The sequence below is a fragment of the Thiobacillus thioparus DSM 505 genome (assembly GCF_000373385.1).
In the GTDB taxonomy this organism is placed as follows: Bacteria; Pseudomonadota; Gammaproteobacteria; order Burkholderiales; family Thiobacillaceae; genus Thiobacillus; species Thiobacillus thioparus.
In genome coordinates this window covers 673,641-699,222 of the sequence record NZ_KB891316.1, presented here as the reverse complement: position 1 = coordinate 699,222, position 25,582 = coordinate 673,641, and the positions used below count along the sequence as shown (strand labels likewise).

The window sequence follows — 25,582 nt, the reverse complement described above, 5'->3', positions numbered from 1 at the left end:
TCAATGGGTTTGCGCCGGGGCGGCCTGCTGCTGCTGTGCTTGCTGTTGTTGCAGGAACAGGGCTTCGAAGTTGACCGGATTCAACAGCAGCGGCGGGAAGCCGGCGCGGATCACCACGTCGGACACGGTCTCGCGCAGATACGGGAAGACGATGTTGGGACAGCCGATGCCCAGCACCATGGGCAGCTGGTCCTGCGGCACGTGTTCGATGCGGAAGATGCCGGCCTGGGTGCATTCGACAAGGAACATCGTCTTGTCGCCAGTCTTGGCGGTGACGGTGACGGTGATACTGGCGTGGTACAGGTCTTCGCCGAGCGCGCGGCTTTCGGACGACATGTTGACGTCGATCTGCGGGGCTTCGCGCTCCAGGTAGATGGCGGGTGCGTTGGGCACTTCCACCGACAGATCCTTGACGTAGAGTTTTTCGATGTTGAATACGGGTTGTTGCGCGTCGGCCATGATGTCTCCCTGAATAAGAAAACCGGAGCCTGCGCTCCGGGGATGGGCCTATTTTACACGGGCTTTAAGTCGCCTCCATGAATCTGCCGTGCGATGACGGGGCCTGCTTCGCGGCCTTATTGGATGCCTTGCGACGCCAGCCAGCGTTTCAGCGTATGGGCTTCCATCGCACCTGAGATGCGCGCGGCCTCGGCGCCATTCCGGAACAGGATCAGGCTGGGGATGCCCTTGATGTGGTGGCGCATCGATACCTGCGGATGGGCTTCGGTATCGACCTTGGCGAAGCGCACGCGCGTGCTCATCTCGGCGGCCACCTGCTGGAACACCGGCGCCATCATCTTGCAGGGGCCGCACCAGCCGGCCCAGAAATCGACCAGTACCGGCAAGCCGGCCTTGGCGATGAAGCGGTCGAACGTGTCGGCGGTGAGGTCCACCGGTTTGCCCGGCAGCAAGGGCGTGCCGCATTGGCCGCATTTGGGCCCGTTGGACAGCCGATCATCCGGCACGCGGTTGATGGCAAGGCAGTGGGGGCAGGCGAGTTCCATCGGGATTCCTTGAAGCGAATGATCTTCGCTTCAAGGTGGGGGGCGCCGCCGGAAATTCAAGCATGTTCCGGCAAGGCGGAGCTATCAGGCGCGGTTCAGCAGTGGTATCAGTTCGCCCGCGGCATCGAGCGCGGACGTGTCATCGAATCCGCCGACGTGGGTGTCGCCGATGAATATCTGCGGGACGGTGCGACGGCCGCCGGTGCGCGTCATCATTTCGTCCTGCCTGGTCGGATCGAGATCGATGCGGATCTTTTCGATTTCGGTGACGCCGCGGCTCTTCAGCAGTCGCTCTGCGGCGACGCAGTAAGGGCAGACGGCGGTGCAATACATGACGACTTTGGCCATGGGGCCTCCTTGTTCAGGGATTACTTGGCGACAGGCAGGTTGGCGCGTTCCCACGCGATGATGCCGCCCGCCTGGTTGTACACGGTCTCGAAACCGGCCTTTTTCAGCAGGTTGCAGGCACGCGCCGAGCGCTGGCCGCTACGGCAGGTGACGAGAATGGGTTTGGCCTTGAATTTCTCGAGTTCCTGGAGACGGCCGGACAGCTGGCCGAGGGGAATGTGCTTGGCCCTGGGAATATGGCCGGTGGCAAATTCCTTGTCCTCGCGCACGTCGAGGATCAGCGCGTCGTCGTTGAAAAGGCGGGTGGCTTTCAGCGTGTCGGCTTCTTCGATGCCCGAGAGCTTGCCGCCGAGGAAGGACCACACCAGCATGGCGCCGGACACTCCGGCCACGGCCACCAGCATCCAGTTCTGCTGCAGGAATTGAACGTCCATGTCTTCCCCTTACAGCCCGCAGCCCGGTTTGACGCCGGCCTTCTTCAGCATGATGTCCATCGGGCAAAAACGGGTGATGCCGGACTGGAACAGGTTGAAGCCGACGAAGGCGGTAAACCACAGCCACGACAGGCGGGTCATGTCGACGCTGCCGGAAAAGTGGGCCAGTGCCAGCGACAGCATGATGAAAAATCCGGCGATGATACGGACCATGCGTTCAACAGTCATGATGAAACTCCTGCTTTCGGTAAAGAATGTTTGCGGTAGTTGGCAGCGTAATACAGCACGGGAATCACCACCAGCGTCAGCAAGGTGGAGACGAAGATGCCGAAAATCAAGGATACAGCCAGTCCGGAGAAAATCGGGTCGTCGAGGATAAAGAACGCGCCCAGCATGGCGGCCAGACCGGTCAGCACGATGGGCTTGGCCCGGGTGGCGCCGGCCTGGATCACCGCTTCCTGGAAATCCATGCCGGCCGCCGCCTGCTCGTTGATGAAGTCGACCAGCAGGATCGAATTGCGCACGATGATGCCGGCCAGCGCGATCATGCCGATCATCGATGTGGCGGTGAACTGCGCACCGAGGAGGGCATGGCCAGGCATTACACCGATGATGGTGAGCGGGATCGGCGCCATGATGACGAGCGGAGTCAGATAGCTCTTGAACTGCGCGACGACCAGGATATAGATCAGCATCAGCCCGACCGCATAGGCGAGCCCCATGTCGCGGAAGGTCTCATAGGTGACCTGCCACTCGCCGTCCCATTTCAGGCTGAATCCGGTATAGGGATCGGCGGGCTGGTGGATGAAATACTCTGACAATGTGCCGCCCTGCGCCAGCGGTTTGTCCTTCAGTGCGCCGCGCATTTCGAACAGGCCGTACAGCGGCGAATCCAGTTTGCCGCCGGTGTCGCCGACCACGAATACCACGGGCAGCAGGTCCTTGTGGTAGATGGTCTTCTCGCGTGAGCTCGGCATCACTTCGATCAGTTCCGACAAGGGCACCAGGTTGCCGTCGTTGCCGCGCACCGTCAGTTTCAGCAAATCGTCGAGCCCGCTCTGGCGTTCCGGGGGCAGGGTGATGCGTACCGGGATTTCGTACTTGGCGCCACTGCCGTGGATGGGCGTGACATTCTCACCCGACAGCCCCATCTTCATCGCCGCGACAATGTCTTTCTGCGCCACTCCGGCGACCGCGGCCTTGTTCTGCAACACACGCAGCACGAAGCGCTGGGCGTCGTCCTCAACCGTGTCGTCGATGGCGACGATGCCCTTGGTTTTCTCGAAGACGTTGCGCACCTGCTTGGCTACCTGGATCTGCGCGTCGTAATCGGGACCATAGATTTCAGCCACGATCGGCGACATCACTGGCGGTCCGGGCGGCACCTCGACCACCTTGACGTCGGCGCCGTGCTTTCTGGCGATGGCTTCGACCGCGGGGCGGATCGCCTGTGCAATTTCGTGGCTCTTGCGGTCGCGGTCGTGCTTGTCGAGCAGGTTGACCTGCAAATCGCCGACCTCGGGGCCGGAACGCAGGTAATACTGCCGCACCAGGCCATTGAAGTTGATCGGTGCGGCGGTGCCGGCATAGGCCTGATAGTCGGCGACCTCAGGGACCTGCGCAACTGCCGCGCCCATTTCACTCAGGACCTGGGCGGTTTTTTCCAGCGGCGTGCCAACCGGCATGTCGACGATGATCTGGAATTCGGATTTATTGTCGAACGGCAACATTTTCAGGATGACGAGCTTGACCATCGGCAAGGCGATCGACAGCAGGATGGCGATACCGATCCCCAGCCACAGCTTGCGTCGTGCGCCCTTGCCCTCGCTGCCGCGCAGGAAGGGCGTCAGGCGGGCGCGGAACAGGGCGAGCAACTTGTTGTCGCTTGCCGCATGTGCGCCGTGTGCCTCTTGCTTGATCAGTTTCAGCGCCAGCCAGGGCGTGACGATGAAGGCGATGGCAAGCGAAATCACCATGCCGATCGAGGCATTGATCGGGATCGGACTCATGTATGGCCCCATCAGGCCGCTGACGAAAGCCATCGGCAGCAGTGCTGCGATCACGGTGAGGGTGGCGAGGATGGTCGGGCCGCCCACTTCGTCGACCGCACGCGGGATGATCGCTTCGAGGCCATCGTGGTCCAGGTTCATGCGGCGGTGGATGTTTTCCACCACCACGATGGCGTCATCGACCAGGATGCCGATCGAGAATATGAGTGCGAACAGCGATACCCGGTTGAGCGTGAATCCCCAGGCCCACGAGGCGAACAGCGTGGCCGCGAGCGTCAACAACACCGCGGCGCCGACGATCAATGCTTCGCGTTTGCCGATGGCGAACAACACCAGCAAGACCACCGAGGCCGTCGCGAAAATCAGTTTCTGGATCAGCTTCTTGGCCTTGTCGTCGGCGGTGGCGCCGTAGTTGCGGGTGACGCTGACCTCGACGCCTTCAGGCAAGACACTGTTCTGCAGGCTGTTGACGCGTGCGATGACCTTTTTGGCCACGTCGACCGCGTTCTCGCCGGGTTTCTTGGAGATCGCCAGCGTGACCGCCGGGTAGGTCTGGCCGTTGTCGGCCTTGATTTTTCCGCCGGCGCCGGGGCCGTGCCAGACGTAGCGGGTGGGCTGGTCGGGACCGGCGGTCACACTGGCCACATCGCTGATGTAGACCGGGCGGCCCTGTGCGACGCCGACGACGAGTTGACGGACGTCGTCGGCACCCGTGAGGAAGGTCCCGGTCTGGACGAGAATCTCCTGATTGTTCGAGACCAGCGTACCGGAGGGTTGGGCGGCGTTGGAGACTTGCAGCGCGTCGCGGATGTCCTTGGGCGTAATGCCGAATGCGGCCATGCGATCAGGATCCATCATCACCCGCACGGCGCGGCCAGGGCCGCCGATGGTCGTGACTTCGCGGGTGCCCGGAATGCGCTTGAGCTCGATTTCGGCCGCGTGTGCGGCCTGTTCCAGTTCATAGGCGCCGCGCGTCGGGTCGCGCGTCCACAGGGTGACGGTGACGATCGGCACGTCGTCGATGCCGAGCGGTTTGATGATGGGCTCGCCGACGCCAAGTTCGGGCGAGACCCAGTCGCGGTTGGCCTGGATGGTGTCGTACAGCCGCACCAGCGCCTGGGTGCGGTCCTGGCCGACCAGATACTGCACGGTCAAAATCGCCATGCCGGGCTTGGAGACCGAGTAGATGTGCTCGATCCCGGCGATCTGCGACAGCACCTGTTCGGCGGGCGTTGCCACCAGAGCTTCGACGTCCTTGGCCGACGCGCCAGGGAAGGGGATGAACACGTTGGCCATGGTCACGTTGATCTGCGGCTCTTCCTCGCGCGGCGTGACCAGAATGGCAATCAGGCCCAGCAAGGCCGCGATCAATGCGATCAGCGGCGTGAGCTGGGACGTGAGGAAGAAACGGGCGATGCGTCCGGAGAGTCCCATGCGTCTGTCCGTTTACTTGGCGGGCTGGTTGGCGGCGCTTTTGGCGTAGATGCCCGCCTTGACCGGCTCGAGCGCTATGACGTCGCCTGGGTTCAGCCCGGCCAGCACTTCCACCTGCCCGCGTGCGTTGGGTGTGCCCAGTCGGACCTGCCGTAGGCTTACCTTGCCTTGATTGACGACATAGACCGCGGTGATTTCAGAACGCCGGACGACGGCGCTGAGCGGAATGGTGAGCTTGCGCGCGCTGGCCATGGAGAAATGCGCACGCGCGAACATCCCGGGAATGACACCTTCCACGTCCGTAGGCAGGTCGATGCGTACTTTGACCGTGTGGGTGGCCACGTCGGCGGATGGCAGCACGGTAATTCCGGTGGCGGCAATCCACTTGTTGAGCGAAGGGATCTCGACTGCGACGCGCGGCGCCGCCTTGACCTCGGCGAGCTTGTATTGCGGGATGTTGGCGATGACCCGCATGTCCTTGGGGTCGAAGCCGGTCATCAGCGGTTTGCCGGGGGTAACGGTTTCGCCGACTTCGACATGGCGGGCGGCCACAATTCCGGAAAACGGCGCAGTGATGACTGTGTAGCCGCTGACCGCAGCGGTTTGTCCCGCGCCTGCGCGGGCAGCGCGGGCAGCCGCCTCGGCTGAACGGTACTCGGCCGTGGCGCGATCGAGCGCGGCCTGACTGATGAATTTCTGCTGGAACAGTTGCTGCTGGCGTTCGTAATTGGCGCGTGCATTCTCCAGCGTGGCGGTAGCCTGGGCCACTTGTGCCTGGCTGCCCGTCGCGGCCGAGGACAACTCCTGCGCAGACAGCCGCACGATCACCGATCCTGCCTTGACGTAATCCCCCGCATCGAAATTGACTGCGGCCACGCGTCCCGATACCTGGGCTGCGACGGTGGACTGCTTGACGGCCTCGACGGTGGCTTCGGTACTGTAGCCCGTATCCGTCATCTGATAATTCACAGTGGCGGTGGTGAATGGCAGCGCAGCCCAGACGGGTTGCGCAATGAGCACGGCACAGGCCAGTAGGCAGGCAAGCTTGGACACTGACGCATCTCCAGAAAAATCGTCCATCAGTATAATCTAATATATTATTTAATTCAATAACTTGTGTTGGACGTTGTGGCGTGTTTTCCCTCTACGCCGGGCGACAGGGGGCTGAAAGGAATACAAGCTTAGCCTGTCTCGCCGCAGGGCATACAGGCTCGATCCGTTCAGGCACTTCGCTTCTTCTTGTGGGCGGTCGCCGGAGATGGAATGTCGCGTGTCATATGCAAGGGGGCCACGAGCGGCGGCGTGGAGCTGCCCGTGATGTCCGACAGACGATAAAAATCCAGCGTGGCCAAGAAGCTTTTGCGTGCCTCGATCAGGATGGATCTCAGGGCGCATGCCGGCAGCATCGGGCAATTCTGGTGTTCGGCGCTGAAGCATTCCGCGATATCCATGTTGTCTTCGGTGTCCCGTACCAGATCGCCCACGTTGATCATGTCCGGCGNNNNGGCGAGCCGCATGCCGCCGCCCTTGCCGCGTACCGTCACGATATAGCCGCATTGCGCCAAGCGATGCACCACCTTCATCAGATGGGTGGACGGGATGTCGTACTCGTGGGCAATGTCGGCAATGGTCGCCAGGCCATCGGGGTGGCGAGCCAGATAAATCATCACGCGTAAGGAAAAATCCGTGAATTTGGTCAGCCGCATGGCATCTCCTTCGGTCTGCGTTATGCCATGCGGCGTTGTGCGGGTTGTTCCGAGTGGCTTGTCATTATATCTGGCCGCGTCTGGCCCCGTGTCCGGCCCCGGATTGGCACTTTATAACCATTAGAAAATCGAAGGCCGGGTCCTTGTCATGTGGCATCCATTAAGATATATTTCATATATATCTTATAAGGGAGGCCATATGAACAAAGGATTTCACCCTCGAATCAGCGTGCAAAGGGGGATGGCCCTGCTGTGTCTGGGAGTGCTTTTGGTGAATCCCCTGCCGGGGTATGCCGACAAGCGCACGTTCGAGATGACGATCGAGGACACCAAGATCACGTTGGTCGACAAACAGCAATTCCATACGTTCGCTTTCAACGGCCAGGTGCCGGGACCCTTGATCCACGTCAAGGAAGGTGATGAGCTCACCGTCAACGTCAACAACCTGACCACGCTGCCGCACACGATCCACTGGCACGGCATGCTGCAAAAGGGAACCTGGCGCATGGATGGCGTGCCGGATACGACCCAGGCCGCGATCAAGCCCGGGGACACCTTTACCTACAAATTCGTGGCCGAACCTTCCGGCACCATGTGGTATCACTGCCACGTCAACGTCAACGAGCATGCGGCGATGCGCGGCATGTGGGGGCCTTTCATTGTCGATCCGAAAACGCCGAAGCCGATCGAGAAGAAGGTGACGAAGGACTACATCCTGATGTTGTCCGACTGGGCGTCGAAGTGGGCGTTCAAGCCCGGCTACGGCGGCGTCCCGGGCGATGTGTGGGATTACTTCACCCTCAACGGCAAGGCCTTCCCGGATTCGCAGCCACTACGCGTGAACAAGGGCGACGTGGTGCGTATCCGCCTGATCGGCGCGGGTGATTTGACCCACTCCATCCATATCCACGGCCACGTTTTCCTGGTGGCATTCAAGGACGGGCGCCCCCTGCCCGCCCCCTATGAGGCGGACACCATCATGGTCGGCCCCGGCGAACGCTACGACCTCATCCTGACCGCGGACAATCCCGGCCGCTGGATGGTGCATGACCACGTCGACTCCCACACGATGAACGGCGACAAGCCGATGGGCGGCCTGATGACAGTCATCGAGTACAACGAAATCAACCGAAACGACCCGTTCTACGCCTGGAAAGACAAGGCGTTCGTGCCGGATTTCTACTACGAGGAATCCTTGAAGAAGCCGTACGGCATGCACGACGCGCCTGCCTTCAAGGGCCAGGCCGTTCAATAAGCGAAAGGATCGATGATGAAGCTATCTCTTCTGGCCGCATTGGCCATGGGGCTGGTCGCAGCCCCGGCAGTGGCGGCAGACAGTGTCGGGACGGGCATCCTGAAATCGCAATGCATCAGCTGTCATGCCATCGTGAAACCGGACAACGCCAGTCTCGCCCGCCTGTGGGAGCGGAAGGGGCCGGACCTGTACTACGCAGGCAGCAAATTCAACCGGCCCTGGCTGGAAAAGTGGCTGCAGAACCCGGTACGCATCCGGCCGGCCGGCGAGTTTTATACCAAGCATATAAAGGGCAGTGACAAGGAGGATGTCGTGGACGAGTCGACCATGGCGCCTCATGTGAAGCTGCCGAAAGCGGATGCCGAAGCGGCTGCCGAGGCGCTCATGGCGCTGACGGGCCCGACAGATCTGCTGAGCAAGGGCGCGTTCAAGGGCGAAAAGGTGAGCATGTCCATGGGCGCGATGTTCTTCAACAAGCTCCGCGGCTGCGCCGCCTGCCATCAGGCGAAACCTGGGACTGGCGGTTCCTCGGGGCCTGAGCTCTACACCGCAGGCGAGCGCCTGCAGCCCGATTACATCTACAGCTACATCAAGAACCCGCAGGCGATCGATCCGCACATCTGGATGCCCACGCTCAACCTGGCCGAACCGGATCTGCAGCGGTTGACGGGTTACATCCTGCAACTCAGCGCATCGGAGGGGAAATGAAAATGAATTTCGGTCAACGCGTGCCCGCATTCCTGCAGGCAGGACTCCTCGTAGCCACCTGTTTCGTGTCCGGCGGTCCGGCCTCGGCAGATGGACCGTACACGCAGGGTGCGCTTCGGAACTACAACACCTACTGCGTTCAGTGCCATGGCATCAACCGTAACGGCAGAGGGGTCAACAGTCGCGATATGTCCGTACAGCCACGGGATCACAGCGACGCGAAGGGGATGGGCGACATTCCCAACGATGAAATATTCCATGTCATCAAGGACGGCGGGTTGGCGGTGAACAAGTCGGTACTCATGCCGGCCTGGGGCAACGTCATGAATGACGAGGAAATCAAGGAGTTGGTGGCGTATCTACGCTTTGTCTGCAACTGTGGTTCAGGTAAATAACAAGGAGCTTCAAAATGAAACAAAACAGGATGCTAGGGATGGCACTGGCGAGTGTGGCGGCATTGTCGATGCTGTCATTCCCGGCCGAGGCAAAAACGGTGCAAGTCACGCTGCACGCAACGGAAGTGGATTTGCCGATCGATAACAAGGGCACGATGTACCGCACCTGGACATTCGACGGCAAGGTGCCGGGCCCGGTGGTGCGGGTCACCGAAGGCGACACTGTCGAGTTCACGCTGATCAACGACAAGACCAACAAGAACTCGCATTCCATGGACTTCCATGCGGCACGACTGGACGTGGTGAAGGACTTCGGGTCCATCAAGCCGGGCGAGGAGAAGCACTACACCTTCACCGCTGATTATCCGGGCGTGTTTTTCTATCACTGCGGCTCCGATCCGATGATCCAGCACATCGCACGCGGTATGTTCGGGACCATCATCGTCGACCCGAAAGATACCCATGCCATGCCGAAAGCGGATCGCGAATACGTGCTGATCCAGTCCGAGCTCTATCCGAATCCGGATGCGAAGGAGGACATGATGCAGAACAAATGGAGCAACGTCATGTTCAACGGCGGCATCTTCAAGTATGACCCGGTGCACGATCCGGCCGCTACGCGCTGGCTGCAGGCCAAGCCGGGCGAGCGTGTGCGCGTCTACTTCGTCAACGCGGGCCCCAACGAGTTTTCATCCTTCCATCCCATCGCGGGCATCTGGGATGCCGTCTACCCCAGCGGCAATCCGAAAAACATTGAGCATGGCCTGCAAAGCTTTGTCGTCGGGCCGGGCGACGCAGCGACATTCGACCTGATCTCGCCCAAGGAAGGTGCCAATGCGATTGTGACCCACTCGCTGAAGGCTGCCCTCACGGGCGCCATCGCAGTGATCATGTTCAGCAACGATGCCGATCCCAAGATGGGCCACGGCGAGCAGATCCTCGTTCGCTGACTGCAGGAACGTGATGGGCGCCGAGCACTTGGCTGAGGCGGGTGCTCGGCGCCCATCCAACATACGGAGATCCACCCTATGAATGTCAAACGACAGTCGGAACCCGTTGCCCGTGTGCTGGCGAGTGTGTCGTTCCTTGCCGTGCTCGCCGGCGTCGCGCCGGTTTATGTCGCTCAAGCGGCAGGCCAGGACAGAGGAGGGCCTGCAACGAATAGCAGGGCTGCCGGCAGCGGCCAGCCGGATTCGCTCGTACCGCGTAATGCCGAGGACAACTGGACATGTCCCATGCATCCCGAGGTCCATCGCCACGAACCCGGAAAATGCCCCGTGTGCAAGATGAAACTGGTCAAGGCCAAGCCGAAGAACGTCTAGCCGCCCCGATCCGGATGGCCATTTGATTCGCGTCAGCAACAGGCTGGATATCCTCCCATGACCTCGTCGTTTATTCGTGCGTTGTATTACGGTGTGCTGCTGGCTGTTCCTGTCTGCATGACCGGTGTCGCGTATTTTGCAGAACGGCTCCCGGACGCGAATGCGGACGGCCTCGTGCAATCTGCGCAGGCCGCTGAGCGCCTCGAACATCTGGATGGAACGGGGGCTGCGCAGAAAACATGGGTCTGCCCCATGCATCCCAACATTCTCCAGGACCACCCGGGATCGTGTCCGATATGCGGAATGGATCTGGTGGAAACGGGCGCTGCACATGACCATCGTGCAGCAGGCATGCGGGTCGACACGGCATTGCAGCAGCGCATGGGCATGCGGCTGGCGGAAGTGGCGATGCACCGCCTCAGCCGGGAGGTGCATACCTACGGCAATGTGGGAATCGACGAGACTTCCCTTTACAGCATCAGCCCCAAGACCGACGGCTGGATCCGCAAGCTGCATGTCAGCGCGCCGGGCCAGCGGGTCACTGCGGGGCAGGTCCTGTATGAGATCTACTCGCCCGAATTGGTGCAGCGCCAGCGCGAATATATCGAACTGCTGCAGCGGCGGGATCAACTGCTGGAAAACATGACGGATTTTTCCGGCCAGAATGCCCAAATGGCCGCCAGCCTGGCGCGTGAACGTATCCGGACGCGGGAGAAGTTTGCCTATGCCGATGTCAGTGCCGCCACGCTCGCCACCATCGAGTCCACCCGCCGCACGATTGAACGGGTACCGGTGCATGCCGCCCGATCCGGCTTCGTCACCCAGATCGGCGCGCGGGAAGGAGATTACGTGACGCCGATGACCAAGCTGCTGACCGTGGCCGATGTCGCCACGGTCTGGATCGACATTGTCCTGTATCCCGACCAGCTCGAATGGGTCAGCGAAGGTGACCACGTGACTGTGACGTTTCCTCATTCGGGGCGGCCGTCGTTGACTGGGCATCTCGCGTTCGCCTTGCCTACGTTGGATGGCGCGACTCGCACGGCCCGGGCGCGCCTGACGGTGAAGAACGCGGATCGCCAGCTTCGTCCGGGCGAGTTCGTGGATGTCGTCATTGCCACGCATCCGCGAACGGCGCTCGCGGTACCGCGTTCGGCCGTGATTCGTACCGGCCGGGGCAACCGGGTCATGCTGGCGCGGGAAGGCGGGCATTTCATGCCAGTTCCCGTGGAAACGGGCATCGAGAGCGGTGACCTCGTCGAGATCACCGACGGGTTGCAGGAGGGTGTGCAGGTCGCCGTGAGCGGGCAGTTTCTGCTGGATGCGGCGGCCTCCCTGAACGATTCCATGCAGCGCATGCAGAACAGCCGCTGAGCATGATCCGGCGAATCATCGAGTGGTCGCTCGCCAACCGGCTGTTGGTGCTGCTGGCCACCCTGCTGCTGGCGGCCTGGGGCGTGTACTCCGCACAGAATATTGCGTTGGATGCAATTCCTGATCTGTCCGACACGCAGGTCATCGTCAAGACGGCGTATCCCGGCCAGTCGCCACAGCTCGTGGAAGACTCGGTGACGTATCCGCTGACGTCGAGCCTGTTGTCGGTGCCGGGTGCCACGGCGGTGCGCGGTTTTTCCATGTTCGGCGAGTCCTATGTCTACGTCATTTTCAAGGATGGCGTCGATCCGTACTGGGCGCGTTCCCGCGTGCTGGAATACCTGAGCCAGGCGGCGTCGCGCCTGCCCGCAGGCGTGACGCCCACGCTGGGACCCGATGCATCCGGCACCGGCTGGATATTCGAATACGCGCTGGTGGATCGCCACCATCGCTACGATGCGGACCAGTTGCGGGCGGTCCAGGATTTCTACCTCAAATACGAGTTGCAGGGCCTGCCCGGCGTGGCAGAAGTGGCCAGCGTCGGCGGCATGGCGCGCCAGTTCCAGATCGAGGTGGATCCGAACCGCCTGGCCGCCTACGGGATTTCCCTGGAACAGGTCAGCCAGGCGGTGCGCGACAGCAATCTCTCGGGCGGCGGGTCGGTCATGGAGATGGCGCGCGCCGAATACATGATCCGCGCCGATGGCTACCTCAAGACGCTGGACGATTTCCGCACGATCCCTCTGGGCACGGATGCCGAGGGCGTTCCCATTCGGCTACAGGATGTGGCCCATGTCCAGATAGGACCGGAAGCGCGGCGAGGGGTGGCTGACCTCGACGGCGAAGGCGACGTCACCGGCGGCATCGTGGTCATGCGCTATGGCAACAATGCGCTGGAAACCGCGGCACGCGTCAAGACCCGCCTCAAGGAACTGCAGGCGGGCCTGCCGCCCGGCGTCGAGTTGGTGGTCACGTATGATCGTTCCGGCCTCATCACGCGCGCCATCGACAATCTACGCAGCAAACTGGTGGAAGAGACCTTGATGGTGGCACTGGTCTGTCTGCTGTTCCTGTTCCATTTGCGCTCGTCCCTGGTTGCCGCGCTCACCCTGCCGGTCGGCATCTTGACTGCGTTCATCGTGATGAAGCAACAGGGCGTGAGCGCCAACATCATGTCTCTGGGCGGCATTGCCATCGCCATCGGCGCCATGGTGGATGCGGCCATCGTGATGATCGAGAACATGCACAAGCATCTCGAGCGGGCCGGGCCTGGTAGCGACTACTGGGCGGTCGCACGCGCCAGTTCGGTCGAAGTCGGCCCCGCGCTCTTCTTCTCGCTGCTCATCATCACGGTGTCCTTCCTGCCGGTTTTTGCGCTCTCGGGCCAGGAAGGAAAACTGTTCGCGCCGCTTGCCTACACCAAGACCTATGCCATGGCGGCGAGCGCGGCGCTGGCCATCACGTTGACGCCGGTGCTGATGGGCTATTTCATTCGCGGCCGCATCGTCCATGAGCGCAGCAATCCGCTCAACCGCTTGCTGCAGGCGCTTTACCGGCCGGCACTGCTGGCGTCGCTGAATCACCCCAAACGGGTGTTGCTGCTGGCCGTTCTGCTGCTGGCCAGCGCGGCATGGCCCGTATCCCGTTTGGGCAGCGAGTTCATGCCGCCACTGTATGAAGGCGACCTACTGTACATGCCGACTACGCTGCCGGGCGTATCCATCGACGAGGCCGCCAATATCCTGCAGATCACCGATCGCCTGATCCGCCAGATGCCGGAAGTGGCGCGCGTGTTCGGCAAGGCCGGCCGCGCCGACAGTGCAACCGACCCTGCGCCGTTGTCCATGCTGGAAACCACCATCTTGCTCAAACCGAGGAATGAGTGGCCGCCGGGTGAGACGGTAGAGGAACTGATCCAGAAGCTCGACCGCACCGTACGGTTGCCCGGGCTGACCAATTCCTGGGGCTACCCGATTCGTACTCGCATCGACATGCTGTCCACCGGCATTCGTACAGCGGTCGGCATCAAAATCACCGGCCCCGATCTGGCCGGGATCGCCGCGCTGGCGGAAACGCTCGAAGCCACGCTGAAGAAAATCCCTGGAACGCGCGCCGTATTCGGCGAACGTGTCACCGGTGGGCGGTATCTGGATATCGATATCGACCGCGTTCAGGCTGCGCGTTACGGCGTCACCGTCGCGGCGGTGCAACGCCTGGTCCAAAGCGCCATCGGCGGGGAAAACATCGGTACGGTCGTGGACGGGCGCGAACGGTTCTCCATCAACCTGCGCTATCCGCGCGCTTTGCGTGACTCGATGGAGACGCTTGCCGAGAGCCGAATTGCCACGCCATCCGGAATTCAGGTGTCGCTGGGGACAATCGCCCGTCTGCGCATCGCCGACGGGCCGGCCGAAATCAAGAGCGAAAACGGACGCCTGACCGGTTACGTCTATCTCGACATCGAAGGCCGGGACTTGGGCGGCTACGTCGAAGCGGCCCGGCAGGCGGTCGACGCCCAGGTCAAGCTGCCGCCTGGCTACGCCCTCGCCTGGTCCGGTCAGTATGCGAATCTGCAACATGCCAGGCAAAAAATGCAGTGGCTGATTCCGCTCACCGTGCTGCTGGTCCTGCTGCTGCTGTACCTGCACTTCCGCGAGCCAGGCAAGGTGCTGCTGGTCGCCGTCTGCCTGCCTTTTTCCTTGGTGGGCGGGTTCTGGCTGGTCTACTGGCTAGGCTACAACCTGTCAGTGGCGGTGGGCGTCGGCTTCATCGCGCTGGCGGGCGTGGCGGCGGAGTTCGGTGTCGTGATGCTGCTCTATATCGACAAGGCCGTCGAGGATGCCCGGTCGTCAGGCAGCCAGTCGGTTGATCGTGTCGCGCTCCGGCAGGCGATCATCCAGGGTGCGCTCATGCGCGTGCGGCCCAAGATGATGACGGTAGCGGTGATCGTGGCGGGCCTGCTGCCCGTCATGTTCAGCGACGGCGCCGGTTCCGAAGCGATGAAGCGGATTGCCGCGCCGTTGGTGGGCGGCATGCTGACGGCACCGCTGCTATCGCTTTTCGTTATCCCGGCGCTGTATTGGATATGGCAGGGGCGTGGCGCCCATCCCCAAACTGGAAATGATTGAGCGGCGCATTCAAGACACAAGGCTCGGCACGCTTGCGCGTGGCCGGGCCTTGGGGTGCGAATCGAGTTATTTGGTGAAACCGCAAAAGACGTCGCGCATCATACCCAGAAGCTTCATGGTGCGGGTGTCGCCCACGCGATAAAACACGCGGTTGGCATCCTTGCGGGTGCGCAGCACCCCTTTGTCGCGCAGGATGGCGAGATGCTGCGAGATATTGCTTTGCGACGTGCCGACATGGTCGACGATATCCTGGACGCTGACTTCCTTGTCGCCCAGTACGCAAAGAATTTTCAGGCGCAGAGGATGCGACATGGCTTTCATCGCACGCGAGGCCTGCTCGATGTGCTCGTCCTTGTCCATGAGGTCCACTTGATCCCAGTCAGCTGCCATATTCATTCCTCGGTCCTACGGGTCGCGTAACGGCGCGGCCAACTTCGTCAAAATACAGCCGTGCGCTACTTATAATCTTACTTTTTGGATTGCGTATAGATTAGCAATCACGCATATATTAAAATATTTCCACGAAAACGAGTCAGGTTATATAAATTTTTTCATGAAAACCGTGCCGGTTCTCCTCATCATCCTCGACGGTTTTGGTTGCCGCAAAGAAAGCGCGGACAACGCGATTGCCCAGGCTACCAAGCCCAATTGGGACCGGTTATGGAAGAATAATCCCCATACCCTCATTCATGCATCGGAATCGGAAGTGGGGCTGCCCAAAGGGCAAATGGGCAACTCCGAGGTGGGGCATCTGAACATCGGCGCGGGACGGGTGGTGTACCAGGAATTCACCCGCATCGACCGCGCCATCGAATCGGGCTATTTCTACACCAATCCGGCCCTACTGAACGCCGTGCATCTGGCACGCGACAATGGCAGGACGCTGCATGTGCTGGGCCTGCTGTCGGACGGCGGGGTGCACAGTCACGAATCGCATTTCCATGCCCTGCTCGGTCTGGCGGCGCGCGAGGGGCTGCACAAGGTCTGTCTGCATGTATTCCTGGATGGCCGTGACACGCCGCCGAAAAGCGCCGAGCTCTATTTGCGCCGCCTCAACGAAAAAATCGAGCAGAGCGGCGTCGGCCACATTGCGTCGATGATCGGCCGCTACTACGCGATGGACCGTGACCGGCGCTGGCAGCGGGTGAAATCCGCCTACGATCTCCTGACCCAGGGGCGCGCCGAGTTCATGGCGGAGAATGCGCTGGCTGGATTGGAAGCCGCCTACGCGCGCGGCGAAACCGACGAATTCGTCAAGGCCACGGCCATCCTGCCGCCCGACGGCAAACCGGTGAAGATGGAGGACGGCGATTCGGTCATTTTTCTCAATTTCCGTTCCGACCGTGCGCGCCAGCTGTCGCGTCCCTTCATCGAGCCCGATTTCAGCGAGTTCGAACGCGAGGTCACCCCCCGGCTGGCGACCTACTGCACGTTGACCGGTTACAGCGACGATTTCCAGGTGTCGGTCGCCTTTCCACCAGAGCGGATCAAGAATGGCCTGGGCGAATACGCCGCCAACCTCGGCTTACGCCAGTTGCGTATCGCCGAAACCGAGAAATATCCGCACGTCACCTTTTTCTTCAACGGCGGCGAAGAAGTGTCCTTTCCCGGCGAGGATCGCGTGCTGGTGCCGTCCCCCGACGTGGCAACCTATGACCTCAAGCCCGAGATGAGTGCTTTCGAGGTGACCGACAAGCTGGTCGCCGCGATCGGCAGCCAGCAATACGATCTTATCGTCTGCAATTTTGCCAATCCCGACATGGTGGGCCACACCGGCGACCTGCAGGCTGCGATCAAGGCGATCGAGACGGTCGACACCTGTCTGGGCCGGGTGGTGGACGCGCAGCAGGCACGAGGTGGGGAGGTGCTGATCACCGCCGACCACGGCAACGCCGAATTGATGCGTGACGCCGTAACCGGTCAGCCGCATACCGCGCATACCATGAACCTGGTGCCGCTGATCTACGTTGGACGGCGCCATGCCACGCTGGCGGAAACCGGCGCACTCGAGGATGTCAGCCCGACCCTCCTGAAGATGATGGGTGTGGCGCAACCGCCCGAAATGACCGGCGAGGCCCTGGTGCAGTTTGAGTAAGCCCGTCCGGTTCGAGTAAGCTCGCCAGGGTGAACTTCAAACAACTCTTCGTCCTGCTGGCACTCTCCGGGCCGTTGTGCGTCAGCGCCAACCAGGCCGACCGCAAGCAGTCCGAGCTTGACGCCCTCAAACAGCGTCTGCAAACCCTGCAGCAGGATTTCCGCGACACCCAGACGCATCGTCAGGAAGCGGCTGACGAGTTGCGTCAGTCCGAACGTGCCATCAGCAGCTCCGTGCGCCAGTTGCGTCAACTGGACGGCGAACGCCAGCGGACCCAAAGCGATCTGCAATCGCTGACGCAGCAGGCCGACGCAACCTCGGCGCGTATTCGCACACAGCAGGCCCATCTGGCGCAGACGCTCAAGGGCGCTTACCAGCGCGGACAGGGCGATGCACTCAAGCTCATCCTGAATGGTGCGGACCCCAACCAGACCGCACGTGATTTGCGCTATCTGGCACACCTCTCGCGTGCGCAGCAAGCCATGATCGACACACTGCGCGCCGACTTGGCGCAACTGTCCGCCTTGCAGCAGCAAGCCTCGCGGAAGACAACCGATCTGGCGCAATTGCAGGCCGCGCACGAAGCCGAGCAGCAAAAGCTGTTGGCCGACAAGCACGCCCGCGAGCAGGTGCTGCAGAAACTCTCCGTGCAAATCCAGCAACAGAGGCGCGAGATTTCCACCTTGAAGCGCAATGAACGCAGCCTGACCCAGCTGGTCGAGCGCCTCAACCGGGTGATGGCGGAACAGGCCGCACGTGAGGCCGAGCGCGTGCGCGCGGCCCGGCAGGCGCAGCAGCGAGAGGCAGAGCGCGGCCCAACCGGCCAGCAGCGCCGTCCCGTGACGGTGAATACCGATACGCCGGTGGCCTTCCGGTCGAGTCAGCCGTTCTCCCGGTTGAAGGGGGCGCTACATTTGCCGGTCGCCGGGGAACTGATGAACCGCTTTGGTGCTCCGAGGGAAGGTGGCGGGCTGAGTTGGAAAGGCTTGTTCATCCGGGCTACCCAAGGCACGGCAGTGAAGGCGATCGCAGCCGGACAGGTGGTGTTCGCCGAGTGGCTGCGCGGTTTCGGGAACCTCATTATTGTCGACCATGGCGAGGGGTATATGAGCCTGTACAGCAATAATGAAAGTCTGTATAAGCAGGTGGGCGACCGGGTTCAGCCCGGCGATGCGATCGCTGCGGTTGGCAATAGTGGCGGTCAACCCGACACGGGCTTGTATTTTGAAATGCGGCATCAGAGCCGTCCTGTAAACCCCCTGGACTGGGTGAAGTGAGATGACACAAAAGGCAAAACTCGTACTTGTCGGTCTGGCTGGCATACTGGCCGGCGCCGCATTGACACTCAATCTGCCGGCGATTGCCGACAAGGATGCGGAGACTGCGCTGCCGGTCGAGGAGTTGCGTGCCTTCACCGATGTGTTTGCCCGTATCAAGAGCGATTATGTCGAACCGGTCGACGACAAGAAGCTGATATCTTCGGCGATCAACGGCATGTTGAGCGGCTTGGACCCGCATTCGGCCTATCTCGATGCTGAAGGCTTCAAGGATCTGCAGGTGGGCACCCAGGGCGAATTCGGTGGCCTGGGCATCGAAGTCGGCATGGAAGACGGCTTCGTCAAGGTCGTGTCGCCGATCGAAGATACGCCCGCCTTCAAGGCTGGGGTCAAGCCGGGCGACCTGATCATCAAGCTTGACGATACGCCGGTGAAGGGCATGACGCTGAACGACGCGGTGAAACGCATGCGAGGCAAGCCTGGGTCGCCAATCAAGCTCACCATCGTTCGCAAGGGCGTCGACAAGCCCATCGTGCTGACCCTGACCCGCGCGGTCATCAAGATCCGCAGCGTCAAATCCAAGCTGCTGGAAAACGGCTACGGCTACGTGCGCGTGACGCAATTCCAGGAGCATACCGGCGAATTGCTGGCCGAGGCCCTGGACAATCTCTATAAGGACAACAAGGCACCGCTCAAGGGCCTGATCCTGGATCTGCGCAATGACCCGGGCGGGCTGCTGAACGGCGCAGTGGCGGTGGCAGCGGCCTTCATCAAGCCGGACAGCCTGGTGGTGTATACCGAGGGACGCACCGAGGATGCGAAAATGCGGCTGACGGCGAGCCCGGAAAATTACCTGCGTCCGATGCAGTCCGACTACCTGAAGAGCCTGCCGGAAGGCGCCAAGCAGGTGCCGATGGTTGTGCTGGTCAACGGCGGCTCGGCTTCGGCCTCCGAAATCGTGGCGGGTGCGCTGCAGGACCACAAACGTGCTGTCATCATGGGCACACGCAGCTTCGGCAAGGGATCGGTGCAGACCATCCTGCCGATCGGCAACGGCACGGCGATCAAGCTCACCACGGCGCGCTACTTTACGCCGAGCGGGCGCTCCATCCAGGCCAAGGGTATCGAACCGGATATCGTGGTGGAAGATCCGTCCATGCCGTCCGACGATCAAGGTCTGGGCATTCGCGAGGCGGATCTCGAACACCATCTGAGCAATCCCAATGGCGGGGATGCGGCACCTGCAAGCAAGCCGGACGAGATGGTCATCAAAGCCCCGCCTACCGACAAATCCAGCCCGGACGGCAAGGATAAAAAGCCGGTGCCGCTGGAACCGGGCGAGATCGTGTCGAAGAACGATTTCCAGGTGAACCAGGCGCTGAACCTGCTTAAAGGCCTGCAGATCCTGCAAGGGCGTTGAGCGGCGCGCTGTGTGGCTCGCAGGGGTTCCACAGCACAAGCGGCGCGGTATACTTGGTTGACCTAGCCTGCCGGGAGGTGCCATGCGTCCGTGCGACCTCGAGAAGAACCGCGAAATCGTCTTTCATGCCTTGCCTGCCGGCCAGGCCGAACGCGCCTTGGCGCTTTTGGCCGGCCTGGAGGGGCTGGACGTGACCATCGGTGCAGACCTCTATCGTCTACAGGTGCGGTATCACATCTGCGAGTACACGCTGGAAGGGTTGGAGACTGCGCTGGCGAGCCAGGGATTCCATCTCGATAACAGTCTTCTCTGCAAGCTCAGGCGTGCGCTGGCGTATTACTGCGAGAGCGTGCAGCGACGCAACGTCGCAGCCAACGAGCCGGACATCAAATCCCAGCAAGCATTCATGAAAGTCTACGAGCGCCATCTGCATGGCGATTATGACGAAACGCCGGAAGAGTGGCGGAGCTATAAATAGCCGCGCTGACCATGGAGTTGAACGATACACTGCTGCTGCGCTACAGCAGGCACATTCTGCTGCCCGATGTTGGCGTGGACGGGCAGGCGCGCATCTCCGGAGCGTCGGTGTTGATCATCGGTGCCGGCGGGCTGGGCTGCCCAGTCGCTCTTTATCTGGGGGCGTCGGGCGTCGGACAGTTGTGGCTGGCGGACGGCGATACGGTCGACCTGACCAATCTGCAGCGTCAGATTGGGCACGCCACGGCAGCCATCGGCGAGAACAAGGCCGATTCGCTCGCGCGTAGCGTACGCGCCATCAATCCTGAAATCGAAGTGCAGCCCATTCGGGAAGCGCTGAGCGGCAGAGCACTGCATGAAGTGGTGACGGCGGTCGATCTGGTCGTCGACGCGTCGGACAATTTTGCTACCCGGCATGCGGTCAACCGGGCCTGCGTTCAGCTGGGCAAGCCGCTGGTGTCGGGGGCTGCGATCGGATTTTCGGGACAGCTGGCAGTGTTCGATACCCGCCGTGCCTACACACCCTGCTATCACTGCCTATTTCCGGATCAGACCGGCGAACCGGAGACGCGCTGCGCCGAGGCGGGAGTGTTTTCTCCCCTGGTCGGCGTCATCGGCGCGATGCAGGCGATGGAAGCGCTGAAATATCTGGCTCAGGTGGGGGAGTTGCTGATCGGCCGGCTGTTGTTATGGGATGGCCTGCAGGCCGAGGCTCGCGTGATGAAAGTGCCGCACGACCCGGCCTGTCCGGTGTGCGGGCAAGCTGCGCGTCAGGCGGGGTGAACGTCGAGCAAACGCGCCATCAGCAGCTCGATATCGCCACCGGGCGGGCGGCTGAATCCGCTCTTGGCGAACTGATGCCAGCGTCCCACCACCATGCATTGCAGCAGATTGGCCAGCGGCCCGCTCAGTTCGGACTGCTTGTCGCCGCAAAAGCGCAGGCATTGTCGCAACTGGGCTTCGATGCGGTCGTGCAGTTGATTGATGCGTTTTTGCAGACGCTCGTTTTCATGTACCAGTGCATCGCCGATCAGTACACGCGTCATCCCCGGATTCTTCGCCGCAAAATTCAACAGCATGCTGAGGATGGCCTCGATCTGGGCGGATGGCGAGGGCGTGTCGGCGGTGATGCGCGCAATCAGGCCGAACAGGGTCTGTTCGATGAACTCGATCAGCCCCTCGAACATTTGCGCCTTGCTGGAGAAATGCCGGTATAGCGCGGCTTCGGATACCCCGATGCGGGCCGCCAGCGCCGCCGTGGTGATTTTTTCAGGCTGTGGTTCCTGCAGCATCGCGGCGAGTGTTTGCAGAATCTGCAACCGGCGCTCGCCGGGTTTTCTGGCTTCCCCTTGCATCTGACACCCCCAGTTTTTATTAGGGGGTGATTATCGCTGATGTTGGGTAATTGGTGGTCTGCACTCCATTGAACAACAGCCCGTGAGCAAGATAAATGCTGGGTTTGTGTTTTCTGGCTTGGCAAAATGCCCCCAAATATGCCCCCATGAATGATGCGCAGAGGGCTTTTAGACTGGGCTGAATTCTAGCAGTCCAGACCCGTACCGGGTTTCTTATGCGCTCGGGCTGATGCGCACAAAATAATCTCACTTCCGCCTTAAAGTGAGACAACTTAATCTTTACCTTGGCCCCCATGTGTCCAGTTGGACATTAAGCGGCCACCCAAAAAAGTCCGGGTTTAACCTTAAAACCGGACAGCCAAATATCTAAGGTGGCCCCACGGCGTCCAATTGGACGCGATTTAGGAGCCACCTGATGGATCGCCACACCCAACCCGTTAATAGTTTTCTGCGTCTTCCCCAAGTCCTGCAGCTCATTCCGGTTTCCCGGTCTGGATGGTGGGCCGGGGTAAAAGACGGTCGCTATCCCACGCCCGTGAAGTTGTCGGCGCGTGTGACTGTCTGGCGCATGTCGGACGTTCAGGCTTATATCGACAGCGTGTCGAAATGAGCGCGAAACACGATACCCCTTCCCACCTCGGTCACGTGACACCGTGAGCGCCGTTGAGCCAATGCGACGCAGCAACGGGCTTGCGTGGCAAGCGCGTGCCTACAGGGTATGGGAGGCGGGAATCGAGGCCTCGCATGGGGTGCGCACACTCGGGCAGCGGACGCTTGTGCCGGTCATGCGTGCCGGCGTGTTGCGCAATTTGTGGGTAATCGAGGCAGACGGGCACGCCCGTTTCCTATCGCCAGGCAAGACCCGCGGGTGTTTCCACATCATCGGGCATCCGGGCGACCTGATCATAGTGGTCGTCGATTTTCTTGATGCTGTTCGCTGGCACGATAAACTTGGCGTCGCGTGCGTGGTTGCCTTCGATGTCGAGAACATGTTGCACGTCATCCGGCGCATTTGGCTTGATCACAGTTCCAGGATCATCGTCCTGACCGAATCATTCGACAGCCGCATTCAAATCGCCGTCCAGGCAGTGCGCGGCGCCTACCTACGCCATGATATTGCCGAGTGGAGACGCACATGAGCGATGCCCGCAAGACAGATGTCTGGATGCCGCTGTTCATTGGCGACTACCTGGCCTCAACCCAGCACCTCGACACTCGCGAGCATGGCGCGTATTTGCTGCTTCTGATGGCGTGTTGGCGGAACGACGGCAGCCTGCCAGACGATAACAAGCGCCTCGCCGCCATCGTCAAAGCCACGCCGAGAGAGTGGAACGGATTACGCGCCACGCTCGCAGAATTCTTCACCATCGATGGCGGTGTCTGGTCACAAAAGCGTCTATCGGGTGAGCTCGAAGCGGCAAGATCGAACCGCGAAAAGAGCGCGCAACGGGCCAAGAACGCGGCGCGTGTACGATGGGGGGAGCATGCCGTAAGCAATGCTCCGAGCATTACTCAAGCAACGCTTGACGATTGCCCTTCACCTTCACCATTACCAAAAAACAAAACCCACGCTGCAGAGAGTGGGGGTAATTCAATCACCCCCCTACCCCCCGCTGACGCGGGGCGCTCTCAGCAGCGAACGCAGATTGATTCTGAGTTCTCGCCGGATGAGCAAAACAGAAGCAAGGCGAACCGCCACGCACTGGACATCGACGCAGAGCGTGAGCGATTCGTGGCGCACTACACGGCTACCGGCGATGTTCGGGCTAACTGGCAAAGTCAGTTTTCCAAGTGGTTGCTTGACTCGGTGCAACACCGTGCCGACGCCGAGAGGCGACAAAGCGAAGCAAGGCAGCCACGGCCAGGGTCCAAACTCGCATATCAAAACAGCTACCGTGCGGCGGCCGATGCTGCCGCTGAAAGGCTTGGCATCAACGATGGGGGTCCACCCATCGAACGCGACATAACCCTACTCGCAAGCCGTGTTCTTGATGGCGATGGGAGGGGGCAATGATTACGCCCAGGTGCAAAAGGTACTCCCGACGACCCCGTGCATACGGGTCAGCGACTCCCGAAAAATCGCTAGCTATGGGGGTATTGCAAGGGGGTTATGCTTATACGAACCATTATCAAAAAGCCCATGAAGCCTTGGTAGAACAGCAACTGGTGGCCCTAAAGCCAAGGCCGCCACCGTCGACCTTCTGCCGCGTGGAATTCGTGGCTATCTGTAACATTACAACGAGCCAGACCTGACCCGCTGCTGCGGCCGTCCTGCCCCTTGCAAATAGCAGGGGAGCATCTGTTTCCCAACCCACTACCCCTGCGACGTGATTTTCGGATAACGCCACTGGCTAGTAGACAAGAGCTCGGCCCATCAATGCTAGTATTCTGGCGACAATGAGCGCATTTCAGCGGGAGAAAAAATGAAAGTCGAGGAAGGCAAGTACTCGATTGCGGAACTGGTTGACTGGTTCCGTAGTCGGTCCCTCGTGGTCAATCAGCAGTACCAACGTGGCGGTGGACTTTGGCCAGCCGCAGCCAAGAGCTACTTCATTGATACGATAATTAGGGATTTCCCATTCCCTAAAGTCTACTTTCACGAACTAATCGACAAAACCTCAAAGAAACCCCGAAGGGAGATTGTCGACGGGCAGCAGCGGATTACAACTATCGTTGAGTTCGCTGATGACAAATTCCCATTAGGTAGAAACGCTCGTGAATTTGCGGGCATGAAGTTCTCTGATCTTCCTGAAGAAACTCAGGACGTGTTCTGGGCGTACACAGTTTCAGTTGATGTCATTCGTAATGCCGACCGGAATGAAATCCTGCAAATGTTCCGAAGGATGAATGCGTTTACGCTTCCATTAAATGACGCAGAAAAACGGCATAGCGAATTCTTTGGCGAGTTCAAAGACTGGGTGAACCGCGCGCTCGACCGTTTTGGTTCCGTACTGATTGATTGGAACGTACTTACGAGTCGCCAAATTGTTCGAATGGCAGACGCGGCATTTGTGGCGGACTTAGCCCTTGCGGTGGAAGAGGGCATCGTAAGCACTAGCCCGACAAAGCTTCGCTCACTTTATAAGAAGTATGACGAGACGTTTGATCATCTTGAAGAGATTGATCAACGAGTAATTGGTTCTCTTGATTCTGCTATTGAATACTTATCAGGCATTCAGGGAACACATGCTACAAAACCGCATGTATTCCATTCATTGCTATGCGCCTTGATTCACAACAAATTTGGGTTGCCAGGTGCGGAGGATTTGACCGGGATTGCACCTATTGGCGAGTATTTTGTCGATGCTGACCGAGCAGTAGCGTCAATTAGGCGCCTGGCAGCAGCTCATGAAGAGAACGACATAGGAGAGTTTGCTGAGTACGTCAAAGCAGCCTCTGAAGGAGGAAACCGAGGTCCACAACGTGCGTTGCGGATTAAGTGGCTTTGCCGGGCCCTGCGTGGTGAATTTTCCCAGTAGCGATGTCTTTGTATGGTGCTTGGACTCAACTAGCCGATGAATTCGATACGCTATCGGTTCATCTGAGCGATTTTGTCCTTGCCCGGACAACAATTTCTTCCGCTTCCGCATTCACGTTGGTAGATGAGTGCGTACTTGAAGGGCTGCTATCAAGAGTCTGGCAAGCCTGGGGCCTTTTCTGCAGGGCATGTGTTTTTGAGTCATGCCTAGGTACGACTAACGGTTTAGGGGCGGTAATACCAAGGCATGCTTTAGCCATATCGGAAGCACATGTTTCAGGTGCCGCGATACGTGCAAAGTCAAAGGGGAGGCCGCCGATTTGGGGGGCAAGCAATACGATACTTAGAAATGAGCCAACATGG

At 60.4% G+C, this 25,582-nt stretch carries 26 protein-coding genes; 16 read left to right on the top strand and 10 right to left on the bottom strand.

The window, feature by feature from the left end:
* From secB to B058_RS0103570, 8 genes are all read right to left on the bottom strand, one after another.
* A complete protein-coding gene (secB, locus tag B058_RS0103605; protein WP_018507110.1) occupies positions 1–459 on the bottom strand; it encodes a protein-export chaperone SecB in 459 nt (152 codons plus the stop codon).
* Positions 460–575: 116 nt separating this feature from the next.
* Positions 576–1,004: a thioredoxin TrxC gene (gene trxC / locus B058_RS0103600; RefSeq protein ID WP_018507109.1), complete on the bottom strand. Its 429-nt coding sequence runs from the start codon at positions 1,002–1,004 to the stop codon at positions 576–578.
* Positions 1,005–1,088: 84 nt separating this feature from the next.
* Positions 1,089–1,352 (bottom strand): glutaredoxin 3, encoded by a 264-nt coding sequence (gene grxC / locus B058_RS0103595; RefSeq protein WP_018507108.1) that lies wholly within the window; start codon positions 1,350–1,352, stop codon positions 1,089–1,091.
* Positions 1,353–1,372: 20 nt separating this feature from the next.
* On the bottom strand, positions 1,373–1,786 hold the full coding sequence (locus B058_RS0103590) for a rhodanese-like domain-containing protein (protein ID WP_018507107.1): 414 nt from the start codon (positions 1,784–1,786) through the stop codon (positions 1,373–1,375).
* Positions 1,787–1,795: 9 nt separating this feature from the next.
* On the bottom strand, positions 1,796–2,014 hold the full coding sequence (locus B058_RS0103585) for a YgaP family membrane protein (RefSeq protein WP_018507106.1): 219 nt from the start codon (positions 2,012–2,014) through the stop codon (positions 1,796–1,798).
* Positions 2,011–5,229, bottom strand: coding sequence for an efflux RND transporter permease subunit (locus tag B058_RS0103580; protein ID WP_018507105.1), 3,219 nt, complete (start codon positions 5,227–5,229; stop codon positions 2,011–2,013). Before B058_RS0103580 ends, B058_RS0103585 begins: the two co-directional genes overlap by 4 nt.
* Before the next feature lie 12 nt (positions 5,230–5,241).
* Positions 5,242–6,282 (bottom strand): efflux RND transporter periplasmic adaptor subunit, encoded by a 1,041-nt coding sequence (locus B058_RS0103575; RefSeq protein WP_040723270.1) that lies wholly within the window; start codon positions 6,280–6,282, stop codon positions 5,242–5,244.
* A 167-nt stretch (positions 6,283–6,449) separates the two neighbouring features.
* On the bottom strand, positions 6,450–6,935 hold the full coding sequence (locus B058_RS0103570; protein ID WP_018507103.1) for an RrF2 family transcriptional regulator: 486 nt from the start codon (positions 6,933–6,935) through the stop codon (positions 6,450–6,452).
* A 271-nt stretch (positions 6,936–7,206) separates the two neighbouring features.
* Between B058_RS0103570 and B058_RS16365 the strand changes: the two genes are divergently transcribed.
* The 7 genes from B058_RS16365 to B058_RS0103535 all read left to right on the top strand — a co-directional run bounded on the left by B058_RS16365 (position 7,207) and on the right by B058_RS0103535 (position 15,117).
* On the top strand, positions 7,207–8,190 hold the full coding sequence (locus B058_RS16365) for a multicopper oxidase domain-containing protein (RefSeq protein ID WP_245539245.1): 984 nt from the start codon (positions 7,207–7,209) through the stop codon (positions 8,188–8,190).
* 15 nt (positions 8,191–8,205) lie between these two features.
* A complete protein-coding gene (locus tag B058_RS0103560) occupies positions 8,206–8,898 on the top strand; it encodes a c-type cytochrome (protein ID WP_018507101.1) in 693 nt (230 codons plus the stop codon).
* Positions 8,895–9,293 (top strand): c-type cytochrome, encoded by a 399-nt coding sequence (locus B058_RS0103555; RefSeq protein WP_018507100.1) that lies wholly within the window; start codon positions 8,895–8,897, stop codon positions 9,291–9,293. Before B058_RS0103560 ends, B058_RS0103555 begins: the two co-directional genes overlap by 4 nt.
* Positions 9,294–9,307: 14 nt before the next feature.
* On the top strand, positions 9,308–10,243 hold the full coding sequence (locus tag B058_RS0103550) for a multicopper oxidase domain-containing protein (RefSeq protein ID WP_026240606.1): 936 nt from the start codon (positions 9,308–9,310) through the stop codon (positions 10,241–10,243).
* A gap of 78 nt (positions 10,244–10,321) precedes the next feature.
* On the top strand, positions 10,322–10,615 hold the full coding sequence (locus B058_RS0103545) for a heavy metal-binding domain-containing protein (protein ID WP_018507098.1): 294 nt from the start codon (positions 10,322–10,324) through the stop codon (positions 10,613–10,615).
* 57 nt (positions 10,616–10,672) lie between these two features.
* Positions 10,673–11,989: an efflux RND transporter periplasmic adaptor subunit gene (locus B058_RS0103540; RefSeq protein ID WP_018507097.1), complete on the top strand. Its 1,317-nt coding sequence runs from the start codon at positions 10,673–10,675 to the stop codon at positions 11,987–11,989.
* Positions 11,990–11,991: 2 nt separating this feature from the next.
* Positions 11,992–15,117, top strand: a complete 3,126-nt coding sequence (locus tag B058_RS0103535) for an efflux RND transporter permease subunit (RefSeq protein WP_018507096.1) — start codon at positions 11,992–11,994, stop codon at positions 15,115–15,117.
* Positions 15,118–15,183: 66 nt separating this feature from the next.
* Here the strand turns inward: B058_RS0103535 and B058_RS0103530 are convergent, their stop codons facing one another.
* Entirely contained in the window at positions 15,184–15,513 is a 330-nt protein-coding gene (locus B058_RS0103530; RefSeq protein ID WP_040723264.1) for an ArsR/SmtB family transcription factor, read from the bottom strand.
* 157 nt (positions 15,514–15,670) lie between these two features.
* Here B058_RS0103530 and gpmI point away from each other — a divergent pair, with 157 nt between their 5' ends.
* From gpmI to B058_RS0103505, 5 genes are all read left to right on the top strand, one after another.
* On the top strand, positions 15,671–17,212 hold the full coding sequence (gpmI, locus tag B058_RS0103525) for a 2,3-bisphosphoglycerate-independent phosphoglycerate mutase (RefSeq protein ID WP_018507094.1): 1,542 nt from the start codon (positions 15,671–15,673) through the stop codon (positions 17,210–17,212).
* 29 nt (positions 17,213–17,241) lie between these two features.
* On the top strand, positions 17,242–18,489 hold the full coding sequence (locus B058_RS0103520; RefSeq protein WP_018507093.1) for a murein hydrolase activator EnvC family protein: 1,248 nt from the start codon (positions 17,242–17,244) through the stop codon (positions 18,487–18,489).
* A 1-nt stretch (position 18,490) separates the two neighbouring features.
* Positions 18,491–19,909 carry a S41 family peptidase gene (locus B058_RS0103515; protein WP_018507092.1) on the top strand — a complete coding sequence of 473 codons (1,419 nt, stop codon included), beginning with the start codon at positions 18,491–18,493 and terminating at the stop codon, positions 19,907–19,909.
* Positions 19,910–19,991: 82 nt separating this feature from the next.
* On the top strand, positions 19,992–20,387 hold the full coding sequence (locus B058_RS0103510; RefSeq protein ID WP_018507091.1) for a hypothetical protein: 396 nt from the start codon (positions 19,992–19,994) through the stop codon (positions 20,385–20,387).
* 11 nt (positions 20,388–20,398) lie between these two features.
* Positions 20,399–21,169, top strand: coding sequence for a HesA/MoeB/ThiF family protein (locus B058_RS0103505; RefSeq protein ID WP_018507090.1), 771 nt, complete (start codon positions 20,399–20,401; stop codon positions 21,167–21,169).
* Here B058_RS0103505 and slmA read toward each other — a convergent pair.
* Complete coding sequence (slmA, locus tag B058_RS0103500; protein WP_026240603.1) at positions 21,157–21,741, bottom strand: nucleoid occlusion factor SlmA; 585 nt, start codon at positions 21,739–21,741, stop codon at positions 21,157–21,159. The two genes, B058_RS0103505 and slmA, sit on opposite strands and share 13 nt — an antisense overlap.
* 415 nt (positions 21,742–22,156) lie before the next feature.
* Between slmA and B058_RS17425 the strand changes: the two genes are divergently transcribed.
* The 4 genes from B058_RS17425 (at position 22,157) to B058_RS0103485 (ending at position 25,220) form a co-directional block, all read left to right on the top strand.
* Complete coding sequence (locus B058_RS17425) at positions 22,157–22,351, top strand: helix-turn-helix transcriptional regulator (protein WP_081616716.1); 195 nt, start codon at positions 22,157–22,159, stop codon at positions 22,349–22,351.
* A 43-nt stretch (positions 22,352–22,394) separates the two neighbouring features.
* The gene (locus tag B058_RS0103495) at positions 22,395–22,880 is read left to right on the top strand and encodes a primase/helicase family protein (RefSeq protein ID WP_157265497.1); all 486 of its coding nucleotides are present in this window, start codon (positions 22,395–22,397) and stop codon (positions 22,878–22,880) included.
* Positions 22,877–23,755: a YdaU family protein gene (locus B058_RS17205; protein ID WP_018507087.1), complete on the top strand. Its 879-nt coding sequence runs from the start codon at positions 22,877–22,879 to the stop codon at positions 23,753–23,755. Before B058_RS0103495 ends, B058_RS17205 begins: the two co-directional genes overlap by 4 nt.
* A gap of 409 nt (positions 23,756–24,164) precedes the next feature.
* Complete coding sequence (locus B058_RS0103485) at positions 24,165–25,220, top strand: DUF262 domain-containing protein (RefSeq protein WP_018507086.1); 1,056 nt, start codon at positions 24,165–24,167, stop codon at positions 25,218–25,220.
* The last annotated feature ends 362 nt before the right edge of the window (positions 25,221–25,582 follow it).